Here is a 13,515-nt window from a genome sequence, read left to right on the forward strand (position 1 = left end):
CATTTAATACAATACATAAAATATAATTTACTGTTAAGAAATAATATTATAACAAAAAGCACCATTTAATAGTCAAATAACACAAAATCATTTTACCCATAAAATTGTGTACTTTTGCTATTAACAATTTAAATAAAAATCAACTTATAAATTTATATAATGAAAGCATACGTTTTTCCTGGACAAGGAGCTCAATTCACTGGAATGGGTAAAGATTTATACGAATCATCTGATCTAGCAAAAGAATTATTTGAAAAAGCAAATGAGATTTTAGGTTTTCGTATTACAGACATTATGTTTGAGGGTACTGCCGAAGAATTAAAAGAAACCAAAGTAACACAACCCGCTGTTTTTTTACACTCTGTAATTTTAGCAAAAGTACTAGATGTAAAACCAGACATGGTTGCAGGACATTCACTTGGAGAGTTTTCTGCTTTAGTTGTTAATGGAGCATTATCTTTTGAAGATGGATTAAAACTAGTTTCTCAAAGAGCATTAGCCATGCAGGAAGCTTGCGAAATCACGCCTAGTACAATGGCTGCTGTATTAAACCTTGAAGACAAAGTAGTAGAAGATATTTGTGCCTCTATCAATGGAGTTGTTGTAGCCGCAAATTATAACTGCCCAGGACAATTAGTAATATCAGGAGAATTAAAAGCAGTTGAAGAAGCTTGTGAAAAAATGAAAGAAGCTGGGGCAAAGCGTGCTTTAATTTTACCTGTTGGAGGTGCTTTCCATTCACCAATGATGGAACCTGCAAGAGAAAAGCTTGCCGCTGCTATCGAAGCAACTACTTTCAACACTCCAACTTGCCCCGTTTATCAAAACGTTACAGCAAATGCAGTAACTGATCCAACTGAAATTAAGAAAAACCTAATTGCACAATTAACAGGGGCAGTAAAATGGACACAATCCGTTCAACAAATGATTGCTGATGGAGCAACAAGTTTTACAGAAGTTGGTCCTGGAAAAGTATTAGTAGGATTAGTTAATAAGATTAATAAAGAAATTGAGACAATTTCAGCATAACTTACAACATAAATACACAGAAACTCCGATGCTAAAACGTCGGAGTTTTTTATTTTAGTAATATATTTGTCTCAGAAGATTACCATTATGACTCCAATTAATTTGCGAACAGTTAACGTTATGCGTTACATCATCCCTTTACGGGAAGGTGGCTCATTACCTGCTTTGGCAGAAGCAGACGACGATTTCAAATACGTATTAAAATTTCGCGGTGCTGGACATGGCATAAAAGCCTTAATTGCCGAATTATTAGGTGGGGAAATCGCTCGTTATTTAGGTTTAGCAGTTCCAGAATTGGTTTTTGCCACTTTAGATGAAGCCTTTGGGCGTACGGAAGCAGATGAGGAAATTCAGGATTTACTGAAGTTCAGTCAAGGATTAAATTTAGGCTTGCACTATCTCTCTGGAGCCATTACATATGATGCTGCAGTGAATAATTGTGACGAATTGCTTGCTTCAAAAATTGTATGGCTAGATGCTTTCATTACCAATGTAGATCGCACATTTCGCAACACCAACCTGTTAATATGGCACAAAGAATTGTGGTTGATTGACCACGGAGCTTCATTTTACTTTCACCATGCATGGAACAATTGGGAAGCCAGTGCCATTACACCTTTTGCACTGATTAAAGATCATGTTTTATTGCCGAAAGCGAGAAAATTAGACGAAGCTCATCAGGAATTTACATCAAAATTAAACGAAGAAATACTGCGTAAAATTGTTGGGCTAATTCCTCAAGATTGGTTACTCTGGGAAGATCATTCAATTGCTCCAGAAACAATACGAAACGTTTATTTTCAGTTTTTGATGACCCGGTTACAAAATGCCGATTTATTCTTAAAACAAGCCCAAGATGCACGAAAAACACTTATATGAATATGCCGTAATTCGTGTTGTGCCAAGGGTGGAACGTGAAGAATTTCTAAATATCGGACTGCTTCTTTTTTGTAAACAAAAGAAATACCTTCGTATGGAATATGTTATTCCTTCTGATAAAATTAAAATGCTGTGTATGGAGTTCGACTTAGAACAGTTAGAAGAAAATATGTTTTCTTTTAACAAAATATCCATAGGAAGTTTGGATGGAGGTCCCATAGCACAATTAGATGTCGCAGAACGTTTCCGTTGGCTCACAGCAGTACGAAGCTCCAGTATTCAAATCTCAAGGCCACATCCAGGGTTTAGTTTTGAATTAAACAAAACTTTCGAAAAACTTTACCATGAATTAGTTTTATAACGTAATTTTTTATCGCTTTTTTTACAATCTCTGCATAATTGTAAAAATATTTGGAATTACGGAATATTTTATTTAATATTTGCGTTAAATAGATACATTATTAATTCTAAAACCTACCACACAATGAAAAAAACAATTTTAAGCTTAGCTTTAGTAGCTGCTTTAATGACATCTTGCAAAGAAAAAACTCAAGAAGAGGCTGCAGAAGCTGCTGATGCAGTTGGGACAGAAATGACAGAAGCTGTAGATTCTGCTGCTGCAACTATGGATTCTGCTGCGACAGAAGTAAAAGATGCTGCTAAAGACGCCACTGCTGCTGGTGCTGCTAAAGTAGAAGAAGCCGCAAAAGAAGTAAAAGAAGAAGTTAAGAAATAATTCTTTTATATTCCATAAAAATAAAATCTGCCTTTGTGCAGATTTTTTTATTCCTATTTACTTGATTTTAAAGTGATTTTGAAAAAAAATCATTAAAAAGCAAATAAATTTTTTTTCTAAAAGATATTTTTATAATTTTGCGCCCGAAAATATTATTATTATTAATTCTAATTTACAACGAAAATGAAAAAAACAATTTTAAGCTTAGCTTTCGTAGCTGCTTTAATGACATCTTGCAAAAACAATGAAACTGCTACTGACGCTACTGCTGAAACTGTAGATACTGCTGCTGTTGCTGTTGATTCAGCTGCTACAACTGTTGATACTGCTGCTGTTGCTGTTGATTCAGCTGCTGCAACTGCTCCTGCTACAGAAGCTGCTCCTGCTAAAGAAGAAGTTAAAAAATAATTTTTGACAACTTTCAAAATAAAAAAACCGAGCAATGCTCGGTTTTTTTAATTATATACTATTTCTAATTCTTTGCTCCCAATTCCAAGCACTTTCTAGAGCTTCTTCAAGAGATAGTTTTGCCTTCCAACCTAAAACTGTATTTGCCTTTTTAGTATCTGCATAAGCCTCAACAACATCACCTTCTCTTCTTCCAACAATTTTATATGATAACTTTCGACTAGTCACTTTTTCAAAAGCAGTAATTACTTCTAAAACAGAACTCCCTTTTCCAGTCCCAATATTAAAAATTTCGACATTTTCTACATTCTTTTTTTCAACCAGTCTTCTTAAAGCAACAACATGTGCCTCAGCCAAATCAACCACATGAATATAATCACGAATTGCAGTTCCGTCAGGTGTAGGATAATCATTTCCAAAAACCGATAATTCTTCTCGCAAACCAATCGCTGTTTGTGTTATGAAAGGAACTAAATTTTGAGGAACCCCTAAAGGTAATTCACCAATTTCAACAGAAGAATGAGCCCCTATTGGATTAAAATATCTCAATAAAACAGCTTTTAAACCTGATACTTTAGCAACATCAAAAATTATTTCCTCCCCAATTTGTTTTGTATTTCCATAAGGAGACATCGCAGACTGAATAGGAGCAATTTCTGTAATAGGCATAACTTCAGCTTGACCATAAACGGTACATGATGAACTAAATATAAAATATGAATCTGACATATTTTGCAATTCTTGCAATAAATATACTAGCGCATTAATATTGTTTTCATAATACAACAAAGGATTCTCGACACTTTCACCAACAGCCTTACTCGCTGCAAAATGAATCACACCATTAATGTCATTATATTTTTTGAAAAAATCTTGTACAGACTTCTTATCACGCAAATCTATATTCTCAAATTCTGGTTTCTTACCTGTAATATTTTCAATTCTTTGCAGAACCTCAATTGAAGAGTTTGATAAATTATCAATCACAACTACATCGAAACCTTCATTTTGCAACTCTACAACTGTATGCGACCCTATAAAACCTAAACCTCCTGTTACTAATATTCTCATTTTTTTTAGCTAACAGCTAACAGTTTAAAATAACAGTTTAAAACTGCAAACAATAAACCATTAACTCGCGATTAAACAAATTCTAAAACTGCGTCAGTGATAAATTTAATTTGTTCCTCATCAAGTTCAGTATGCATAGGTAGAGCGATAACTTCTTTTACCAATTGATTAGTCACAGGAAAATCACCTTCATTATAACGGGAATCTGCATATGCTTTTTGACTGTGTAATGGAATTGGATAATAAATTGCACATGGAATTCCTTTTGCTTGTAAATGTTCTAATAAACCATCCCGTTTTCCATTCATAATACGAATTACATATTGATGAAACACATGACAATCACAAGATTCACATATAGTTGGAACCCAAATATTTGGATTTACACTTAAAGATAAACTGTATTTTCTTGCTGCTTCTTGACGTGCTTTGTTGTAAGCATCCAAATGCGGTAATTTTGCTTTTAAAACTCCAGCTTGAATACTATCTAAACGTGAATTCACCCCTACTACATCATGGTGATATCTTTCGTACATTCCGTGATTTACTATTCCTCGAAGAGTGTGTGCTAATTCATCATCGTTGGTAAAAATCGCACCACCGTCTCCATAACAACCAAGATTTTTTGATGGAAAAAACGAGGTAGCCCCTACATGTCCAATAGTACCTACTTTTGTTTTAGAACCATCCTTTGAAGTATAATCTGCACCAATAGCTTGTGCATTATCTTCTATAACATATAAATTATGCTCTGTTGCAATTTCCATAATTGCATCCATATTCGCCGCACGGCCAAATAAATGTACTGGCACAATTGCTTTAGTTTTTGGAGTTATTGCTTTTTTTATAGCTTCAATAGAGATATTCATATTATTCATATCAACATCCACTAATACCGGAGTTAATTGCAACAAAGCAATCACTTCTACAGTTGCCGCAAACGTAAAATCAGCAGTAATAACTTCATCCCCTGGTTTTAATCCAAGACCCATCATGGCAATTTGCAACGCATCGGTACCATTGGCACAAGGAATTACGTGCTTCACTCCTAAATATTTTTCTAAATCCGCTTGAAATTGATGTACTAACGGACCATTTATATATGTTGTTGTATCTAAAACCTCTTGAATTGAAGCATTTACTTCGCCTTTTATTTTATCATATTGACTTTTTAGGTCAACCATTTGTAGCTTTTTCATGGACTAAAATTTAGAATGCAAAGCTACTAATTTAATAGCTTTTATAATAAGTTTTAGAAAACTAATGTATTTTAGCAACACAAAATCAAAACTATGTTTTTTCTTTACACTCTATTCGTTGAAATCGTACAACAACTACTTAAAATAGTAACTTTTTTTAGTCCAAAAATGAAATTATTTATTAATGGCAGAAAAGATGTTTTCAAAACATTAGAAACAAAACTCAACAAAGAAGGCAAAACCATTTGGTTTCATGCTGCTTCATTAGGTGAATATGAACAAGGGCTTCCTGTTATAGAAAAAGTAAAAGCCAAATTTCCTAGCCACAAAATTATATTGACTTTTTTCTCACCATCAGGATATGAAGTTCGCAAAAACAATACTGTTGCTGATGTGACGATTTATCTCCCGCTTGACACTAAAACTAATGCCAAACGTTTCTTGGATTTGGTTAAACCTGAAATGGTATTTTTTATCAAATACGAATACTGGCCTAACTATCTGAATGAACTTAAAAAGAGAAACATTAAAACTTTTTTGATTTCAGGTATTTTTAGAAAAGACCAAGCTTTCTTTAAATGGTATGGTGGATTTTATCGAAATGCTTTAAAGAGCTTCAATCATTTTTTTGTTCAGAATGATGCTTCTAAAACATTAATACAAAGTATAGGTTTTACTAACGTCACTACTTCTGGTGACTCCCGCTTTGACAGAGTAGTAGCTATTTTAGAAAAAGACAATACATTAGATTTTATTGATACTTTTTGTAAAAACCCATTACATGAATTTAAAATGACAACTATAGTTGTTGGAAGTTCATGGCCAAAAGATGAGGAGTTGCTATTAAACTACATTAATCGAACATCACACCGATTAAAATTTATTATTGCTCCTCACAATATTAAACCAGAACAGATTGCCAATCTAAAATCGGAAATAGCTAAAAAAACAGTCCTCTTTTCAGAAATGGAAGGTAAAAATCTTTCTGATTATGATGTTTTTATCATTGACACTATTGGAATTTTAACCAAAATATACAGTTATGCTGATATTGCTTATGTAGGTGGTGGTTTTGGTAATCCAGGTGTTCACAATATTTTAGAACCAGCCACTTTTGGCATTCCTATTGTAATTGGCCCAAATTACACTCACTTTGCAGAGGCTACTGCACTTGTACATCAAGAAGGTTGCATTTCAGTACGTGACCAAAAAGAAATGAATCAAGCTCTTGATTTATTAGTACAAAATCCTGATGAGCGCCATGAAAAAGGGCATATTTGTAGCACATTTGTACAAATGAATAAAGGTGCCACTGATAAAATTTTAAAACACATTTCTTAACAAAACCTTAAATAAAAAGTCGATTTTTATAAAAATCGTAAATTGCACACTCAAAATCAAAAACTAGAATAATGAAATTCTTAAGACTACTTCTTATTTTATTCGTTTTACCAACATTCGCACAACAAGGCGGAATGTGGATTCCTTCGTTGTTAAAAGGAATGAACGAAACAGAAATGAAAAATTTAGGCATGAAAATCACTGCCGAAGATATTTATTCGGCAAACAAATCAAGCTTAAAAGATGCTGTACCTCAATTTAATGGAGGTTGCACTGCTGAAATGATTTCATCAAAAGGACTTTTACTAACTAATCACCACTGTGGTTTTGATGCTATACAAAATCAATCTTCTTTAGAACACGACTATTTAACAAATGGTTTTTGGGCTTATAAAATGGACGAAGAATTGCCTAACAAAGATTTGTATGTAACATTCATCGTTCGTATTGAAGACGTAACTACAAAAGTTCTGGAAGGTGTAGCTTCGATTGCTTCAGAAGCTGAAAAACAGAAAAAAATACAAGAAAATATTGCAACCCTTTCTAAAACATTACCGAAAGAATCTTGGCAGGAAAACCAAATTAGAACGTTTTATGACGGAAATCAATACCTTTTATTTGTGGTTGAAAATTTCAAAGATGTTCGTTTAGTAGGTGCTCCACCTTCATCTATTGGAAAATTCGGTTCAGATACAGACAACTGGGTATGGCCTAGACACACGGGAGATTTCTCATTATTCAGAGTTTATGCTGATAAAAATGGTCGTCCTGCTGAATACTCAAAAGATAATATTCCTTATACTCCAAAACATTTCTTCCCAATTTCTATAAAAGGAATTCAAGAAAACGATTTTACAATGGTAATGGGTTATCCTGGAAGAACTCAGGAATACTTACCTTCTTATGCAGTAGATCAAATTATGACTACAATTGATCCGGCAAGAATCGAAATCCGTAATCATGCATTAAAAGTTCAGGATGGTTTTATGCGTAAAGACAATGCTATCAAAATTCAATACGCTGCAAAATATGCAAGTACAGCCAACTATTGGAAAAAATGGATTGGTGAAGTAAAAGGTTTAAAAAAATCGAATGCTTTAGGAGCTAAACAAAAATTTGAAAAAGAATTTACAGATAAAATTGCAAAAGCTGGAAAACAAGCAGAATACGGAAACTTGTTAGCAGATTTTAAAACAAATTATGAAGCAATAACTCCTTATGCTTTGGCTCGTGAATATGCAACCGAAATTTTCTTGCGTAATTCCAACATGGATTTATTAAATTTTGGTTACAAACTATATCAATTAGAACAAGTTTACAACACTAAAGGTGAACAGGCTTTCAACGATAGAAAAACAAATCTTGTAAATGCTTTTGAAGGTTTCTACAAAGAATTCAACCCAACTGTTGACAAAGCCATTTTTGAACAAGTAATTAATTTATATGTTACAAAATCGCCTAAGCAGTTTTTACCAAACTCATTAAACAATATCAACTCTTCTGAGTTAGCTTCGGATATTTATAAAAATACGAAATTAACTTCTTACGAAGGTTTAAAAGAATTGATGAATGGTGATGCAAAATCTGTAATTGAAAAAATAAATCAAGATAAAGGTTATATTTTAGCAAAATCAATTGCTGAAGCATATGAAAAAAATGTGCTACCTAAATTCAACGAGTTAAATCTAAAAAACATCGCATCACAACGTACTTATATGAAAGCGATTATGGAGTTAAGTCCTAAATCGGCTCGTATATTTCCAGATGCTAACAGCACACTTCGTGTAACGTATGGAAAAGTAAAAGGATACAAACCTTCTGATGCTGTAACATATTCTTCAATGACTTATTTAGATGGTGTAATGGAAAAATATGTTCCTGGTGATTACGAATTTGATGTTCCAAAGAAACTTATCGAATTATACAACAATAAAGATTACGGGCAATATGCAGATAAAAATGGGAAAGTTCCTGTAGCATTCATCGCAACAAACCACACAACAGGTGGTAATTCAGGGTCACCTGCTTTAGACGCAAATGGAAACCTCATTGGTTGTAATTTTGACCGCGTATGGGAAGGGACAATGAGCGACATTTATTACAGTCCTGAAATATGTAGAAACATCATGGTAGATGCTCGTTATATTTTATTTATTATTGATAAATATGCAGGTGCAAAAAATATTATTGATGAGTTAAAAATTGTAAAACAAACTCCTACAAAAAAGAAATAACATCTTTTTCAAGTAAATAATCAGAGCAACTATTTTTATTGATAGTTGCTCTATTTTTTTGGCACGTAATTTGAGAAATAACTTGCAACGGCAAAGTTTTGGGTTTTTGAAAAAAAATTTGAAAAAAAATATTTCATATTAAAAAATTTATATCTTTGCCACGAATTAATAATTAACCTTTTATAATTAAGTAAGATGAAAAAAGTTGTTTTAAGCTTAGCATTCGTTGCTGCTGTATTAGTTTCTTGTAAAGATCAAAATGCTGAGGCTGCTACTGAAGCTCCAGTAATGGAAGAGGCTGTTGAAGCTACTGCTGAAACTGTAGATACTGCTGCTGTTGCTGTTGATTCAGCTGCTGCTACTACAGAAGCTGCTCCTGCTGCTGATGCTGCTGCACCTGCTAAAGAAGAAGTAAAAAAATAATTAGATAACTCTAATATTTTTAGCTAAGGCTCCGCATCGCGGAGCTTTTCTTTTTACTGTCATTTCTAATCTTGAAAAGCTTCTATTTCAGGAAAGACAAAATCGTTTGAAGCAAAATCTAGCACTTCTGCAGCTCTAGCAGAACGCATCATCTCATCAATCCCTCTCTGCATTAACAATTGCGTGGTATACTTACGGCTTGTAGCGATTTCTTTTTTATCAATAATTAATCGGAAGTAGAATTTTCCACTCGAAGTTTTAAAACGCATAACTGTAGCGCTTTCTAAAAAGACTTTCAACTTTTCTATATCCTCTTCACATTCAAAGCGCAGTTCATAACTATCGCTAGTTAATATTGTTTTTCCCTTACGAGAAACAAATTCAAACTTATAATTTTCGTCCAGTCTTTTACTTATTACAAAAGTTGCCATAATGCAAATATAAAAGCAAAGAAACAACGTTAAAAGAATTGCTCATACAAAATATCAACAACTTTAGGAAACGTAGTTAAAATTAATAGAGGATTTTTTTAACTGAAGAAACAAACATTATAAAAAACAAAAAAGCCTTAAACAATGTTTAAGGCTTTTGTACTCAAGGCGGGACTTGAACCCGCACGAACGAAATGTTCACTGGATTTTAAGTCCAGCGTGTCTACCAATTCCACCACTCGAGCAAATATATTTTATAGGTAGTAGAGCGAAAAACGGGGTTCGAACCCGCGACCTCAACCTTGGCAAGGTTGCGCTCTACCAACTGAGCTATTTTCGCATTGCGCTTTTTAAAGAACTTCGCCATACTTGTTCTGTATTGCGAGTGCAAATATACAACAAGAAATTACTTCTGCAAGAACTTTTTGAAAAAAAATTACATGTTTTTTTTAAGCTATTGAAATGTAATATTTTACAAAATTATTTTTTTGACAACATTCGTTTAATTTCATTCAATTTCATCAAAGCTTCAACTGGAGTAAGCGTATTAATATCTAAATTTTGAATTTCTTCTTTGATTTCTTCCAATAAAGGATCATCTAAATTGAAAAAACTCAGTTGTAATTCATCTTGTGGTTTAATTCCGCTTAAAACTTCTCCCGAATGATTCTTTTCCAATTTCTTTAATATTTTCCCAGCTTTTTGAATAACCGTTTGCGGCATTCCAGCCATTTTTGCTACATGAATACCAAAACTATGCGCGCTTCCTCCTTTTTCCAGTTTACGTATAAACAAAACGGTATCCTTTAATTCTTTTACAGACACATTATAATTCTGAATACGAGACAAACTCTCAGTCATTTCATTCAACTCATGATAATGCGTCGCAAATAACGTTTTTGGCTGTGCTGGATTTTCATGCAAGAACTCAGCAATTGCCCAAGCGATAGAAACCCCATCATAAGTACTCGTCCCACGACCAATTTCATCTAAAAGCACCAAACTTCTATCCGAAATATTATTTAAGATAGAAGCTGTTTCATTCATTTCGACCATAAATGTTGATTCACCCATCGAAATATTATCACTTGCTCCTACTCTGGTAAAAATCTTATCTACCAAACCCATCGTAACAGCATCAGCAGGAACAAAGCTTCCCATTTGAGCCAGCAATACAATTAAAGCCGTTTGACGTAAAATTGCCGACTTACCCGACATATTAGGCCCGGTAATCATAATAATTTGCTGTGAATCTCTATTTAAATAAACATCATTAGCAATATAAGGGACCCCAATAGGTAATTGTTTTTCAATTACTGGGTGTCGACCATTCTTAATATCTAATTCAAAAGAATCGTTGATTTCAGGGCAAACATAATTGTGATCTATAGCCAATTGTGCAAATGATGACAAACAATCTAACTGTGCTACTAAATTAGCATTATGTTGAACTGGTTTTATGTAAGTAGCAATCCAAGCTATTAATTGTTCAAACAATTGTGTTTCTAGCTGTTGAATTTTTTCTTCGGCACCCAGAATTTTAGCCTCATATTCTTTTAATTCTTCCGTTATGTAACGCTCAGCATTTACTAATGTCTGTTTACGAATCCATTCAGAAGGCACTTTATCTTTATGTGTATTTCTTACCTCAATATAATAACCAAAAACATTATTGAAAGAAATCTTTAACGACGGAATCCCTGTTGCTTCCGATTCGCGTTTTTCAATAGCTTCTAAAAACCCTTTACCAGTATTTGATATATTTCTAAGTTCATCCAACTCTTCATTAACTCCAAAAGCAATAGCATTTCCTTTATTGATAGCAACAGGAGCATCTTGATTTAATGTTGTCGCAATTTTTTCACGCAGTAAATCACAAGCATGTAAGCTATCACCAATCACCTTTACTGCTTCTTGCGGGCTTTTTAAAGCCAATTCTTTAATTGGAATAATCGCATCTAAAGATTCTTTCAAGTGAATAACTTCTCTTGGAGAAATTCTTCCTGCCGCCACTTTAGAAATCAATCGTTCTAAATCGGAGATTTGTTTGATTTGATATTGGATTTGCTGTAAGACTCCTTGATTTTCCTTTAAATAAGCTACCACTTCATGACGACCCGTAATTTTATTGATATCCTTTAAAGGAAGCGCCAACCATCTTTTCAACAATCTTCCCCCCATTGGCGAAAGCGTTTTATCAATTACGTCTAAAAGCGTAACCGCATTAGGATTATAGCTATGATATAATTCTAAATTACGAATAGTAAAACGGTCCATCCATACGTAAGCATCTTCAGCTATACGATGAATTGAAGTAATATGATTGTTTTTGTTGTGTTGTGTTTCTGACAAGTAATATAAAATAGCTCCAGAAGCTATAATTCCATGAATTAATTCTTCAATTCCAAATCCTTTTAAAGAATTGGTTTGAAAATGATTCATCAAACTTTCTTTTGCATAATCTTCTTTATAAATCCAATCTTCTAGATAAAAAGCATGAAAATTATCTCCGAAGGTTTCTAGAAAATCTTTTTTATTTTGTTTTGGAACTAAAATTTCACTCGGACTAAAATTTTGAAGTAGTTTATCAACATATTCCGAGTTCCCTTCAGAAGTCAAAAACTCACCAGTAGAAACATCCAGAAATGAAACACCTAATTGTTTTTTACCAAAATAAACAGATGCCAAAAAATTATTTGATTTAGAAACCAAAACCTCATCATTCATAGAAACACCAGGTGTAACCAACTCAGTAACTCCACGTTTTACAATCGTTTTTGTCATTTTAGGATCTTCTAACTGGTCACAAATTGCCACACGAAGTCCAGCTTTTACTAATTTTGGCAAATAGGTGTTTAATGAGTGATGTGGAAAACCCGCTAAAGCTGTTTCTGAATCACTTCCTGCTCCACGTTTTGTCAATGTAATTCCAAGAATCTTTGATGCACGAATGGCATCTTCCCCAAAAGTTTCATAAAAATCCCCCACGCGAAACAATAGACAAGCATCAGGATACTTAGCCTTGATTTCATTATACTGCTTCATTAACGGAGTTTCCTTCGGTGCTTTTTCTTTTGCTGACAAAACTTAAAATTTTAATAATAGGTGACGAATTTAATTATTTTTGGCCTAATATTTGTTTAAAATATTTAACAACAATTTTAGAGTTAATCTTAATTGTCAATTAAAATTATTTATACATTTGTTACTTAACAAAAAAAGAGATTATGAAAAAAATACTATTAATGGTTGCAGCTGTTGCTTTATTTGGAACATTAGATGCTACTGCACAAGAAGTTGCTGCGAAAACTAAAATTGAGAAAAAAGCTAAAAAAGCTAAAAAAGAAGCATTACCTTCGGTTGACGGAGTAGGAATGGTTTTTGAAAATGAAACTATTGACTATGGAACAATTGAGCAAAATGCTGATGGAAAACGTGAATTCGTTTTAACAAACAATGGTAACAAACCATTAATCATCAGTAATGCAGTAGGTTCATGTGGTTGTACTGTTCCAACTTTCCCTAAAGAACCTATCATGCCTGGTCAAAAAGCGGTTATTGGTGTCAAGTATGACACTAACAGAGTTGGTGCATTCACTAAAAACGTAACTATTACTTCTAACGCTACAGTAAACCCTTCAAAAGTTTTAACTATTAAAGGAACTGTAAATGCTCCAGCAGCTAAACCAGCAATGGACGTTCAAAAAAGCTAATTAATATTACTTTTAATATAAAAGCTCTCTTTTTAAGGGAGCTTTTTTTAT

At 33.3% G+C, this 13,515-nt stretch carries 13 protein-coding genes and 2 tRNA genes; 9 read left to right on the forward strand and 6 right to left on the reverse strand.

The window, feature by feature from the left end; all coding sequences use genetic code 11:
• Nucleotides 1-159: 159 nt before the first annotated feature.
• The 5 genes from fabD to LJY17_RS09805 all read left to right on the forward strand — a co-directional run bounded on the left by fabD (nucleotide 160) and on the right by LJY17_RS09805 (nucleotide 3,052).
• Nucleotides 160-1,029 carry an ACP S-malonyltransferase gene (gene fabD, locus LJY17_RS09785; RefSeq protein ID WP_264543644.1) on the forward strand — a complete coding sequence of 290 codons (870 nt, stop codon included), beginning with the start codon at nucleotides 160-162 and terminating at the stop codon, nucleotides 1,027-1,029.
• An 87-nt stretch (nucleotides 1,030-1,116) separates the two neighbouring features.
• On the forward strand, nucleotides 1,117-1,908 hold the full coding sequence (locus LJY17_RS09790; protein ID WP_264543645.1) for a HipA family kinase: 792 nt from the start codon (nucleotides 1,117-1,119) through the stop codon (nucleotides 1,906-1,908).
• Nucleotides 1,886-2,269, forward strand: a complete 384-nt coding sequence (locus LJY17_RS09795; protein WP_264543646.1) for a DUF3037 domain-containing protein — start codon at nucleotides 1,886-1,888, stop codon at nucleotides 2,267-2,269. The genes LJY17_RS09790 and LJY17_RS09795 overlap by 23 nt, the downstream gene beginning before the upstream one ends.
• A 123-nt stretch (nucleotides 2,270-2,392) precedes the next feature.
• Complete coding sequence (locus tag LJY17_RS09800; RefSeq protein ID WP_264543647.1) at nucleotides 2,393-2,644, forward strand: hypothetical protein; 252 nt, start codon at nucleotides 2,393-2,395, stop codon at nucleotides 2,642-2,644.
• A gap of 183 nt (nucleotides 2,645-2,827) precedes the next feature.
• Nucleotides 2,828-3,052 carry a hypothetical protein gene (locus tag LJY17_RS09805; protein WP_264543648.1) on the forward strand — a complete coding sequence of 75 codons (225 nt, stop codon included), beginning with the start codon at nucleotides 2,828-2,830 and terminating at the stop codon, nucleotides 3,050-3,052.
• Nucleotides 3,053-3,103: 51 nt separating this feature from the next.
• Here LJY17_RS09805 and galE read toward each other — a convergent pair whose 3' ends face one another.
• Together galE and LJY17_RS09815 are read right to left on the reverse strand one after the other, a co-directional pair.
• A complete protein-coding gene (gene galE, locus LJY17_RS09810; protein ID WP_264543649.1) occupies nucleotides 3,104-4,123 on the reverse strand; it encodes a UDP-glucose 4-epimerase GalE in 1,020 nt (339 codons plus the stop codon).
• Between the two features lie 71 nt (nucleotides 4,124-4,194).
• On the reverse strand, nucleotides 4,195-5,322 hold the full coding sequence (locus tag LJY17_RS09815) for a DegT/DnrJ/EryC1/StrS family aminotransferase (RefSeq protein ID WP_264543650.1): 1,128 nt from the start codon (nucleotides 5,320-5,322) through the stop codon (nucleotides 4,195-4,197).
• A gap of 93 nt (nucleotides 5,323-5,415) precedes the next feature.
• On the opposite strand from LJY17_RS09815, the gene LJY17_RS09820 reads away from it, so the two are divergent.
• The 3 genes from LJY17_RS09820 to LJY17_RS09830 all read left to right on the forward strand — a co-directional run bounded on the left by LJY17_RS09820 (nucleotide 5,416) and on the right by LJY17_RS09830 (nucleotide 9,320).
• A complete protein-coding gene (locus tag LJY17_RS09820) occupies nucleotides 5,416-6,663 on the forward strand; it encodes a 3-deoxy-D-manno-octulosonic acid transferase (protein WP_264543651.1) in 1,248 nt (415 codons plus the stop codon).
• 71 nt (nucleotides 6,664-6,734) lie between these two features.
• Nucleotides 6,735-8,897, forward strand: coding sequence for a S46 family peptidase (locus LJY17_RS09825; protein WP_264543652.1), 2,163 nt, complete (start codon nucleotides 6,735-6,737; stop codon nucleotides 8,895-8,897).
• Between the two features lie 195 nt (nucleotides 8,898-9,092).
• Entirely contained in the window at nucleotides 9,093-9,320 is a 228-nt protein-coding gene (locus tag LJY17_RS09830) for a hypothetical protein (RefSeq protein ID WP_264543653.1), read from the forward strand.
• Nucleotides 9,321-9,385: 65 nt separating this feature from the next.
• Here LJY17_RS09830 and LJY17_RS09835 read toward each other — a convergent pair whose 3' ends face one another.
• The 4 genes from LJY17_RS09835 to mutS form a co-directional block, all read right to left on the reverse strand.
• Nucleotides 9,386-9,751, reverse strand: a complete 366-nt coding sequence (locus tag LJY17_RS09835; protein ID WP_264543654.1) for a YegP family protein — start codon at nucleotides 9,749-9,751, stop codon at nucleotides 9,386-9,388.
• A gap of 160 nt (nucleotides 9,752-9,911) precedes the next feature.
• Nucleotides 9,912-9,996 (reverse strand) — tRNA-Leu (locus tag LJY17_RS09840).
• Nucleotides 9,997-10,018: 22 nt separating this feature from the next.
• A tRNA-Gly gene (locus LJY17_RS09845) sits at nucleotides 10,019-10,091 on the reverse strand.
• A gap of 140 nt (nucleotides 10,092-10,231) precedes the next feature.
• Entirely contained in the window at nucleotides 10,232-12,835 is a 2,604-nt protein-coding gene (gene mutS / locus LJY17_RS09850) for a DNA mismatch repair protein MutS (protein WP_264543655.1), read from the reverse strand.
• A gap of 143 nt (nucleotides 12,836-12,978) precedes the next feature.
• On the opposite strand from mutS, the gene LJY17_RS09855 reads away from it, so the two are divergent.
• The gene (locus tag LJY17_RS09855; RefSeq protein ID WP_264543656.1) at nucleotides 12,979-13,464 is read left to right on the forward strand and encodes a DUF1573 domain-containing protein; all 486 of its coding nucleotides are present in this window, start codon (nucleotides 12,979-12,981) and stop codon (nucleotides 13,462-13,464) included.
• Nucleotides 13,465-13,515: the final 51 nt, after the last annotated feature.

The sequence above is a fragment of the Flavobacterium hankyongi genome, from assembly GCF_036840915.1.
Taxonomy (GTDB): Bacteria; Bacteroidota; Bacteroidia; order Flavobacteriales; family Flavobacteriaceae; genus Flavobacterium; species Flavobacterium hankyongi.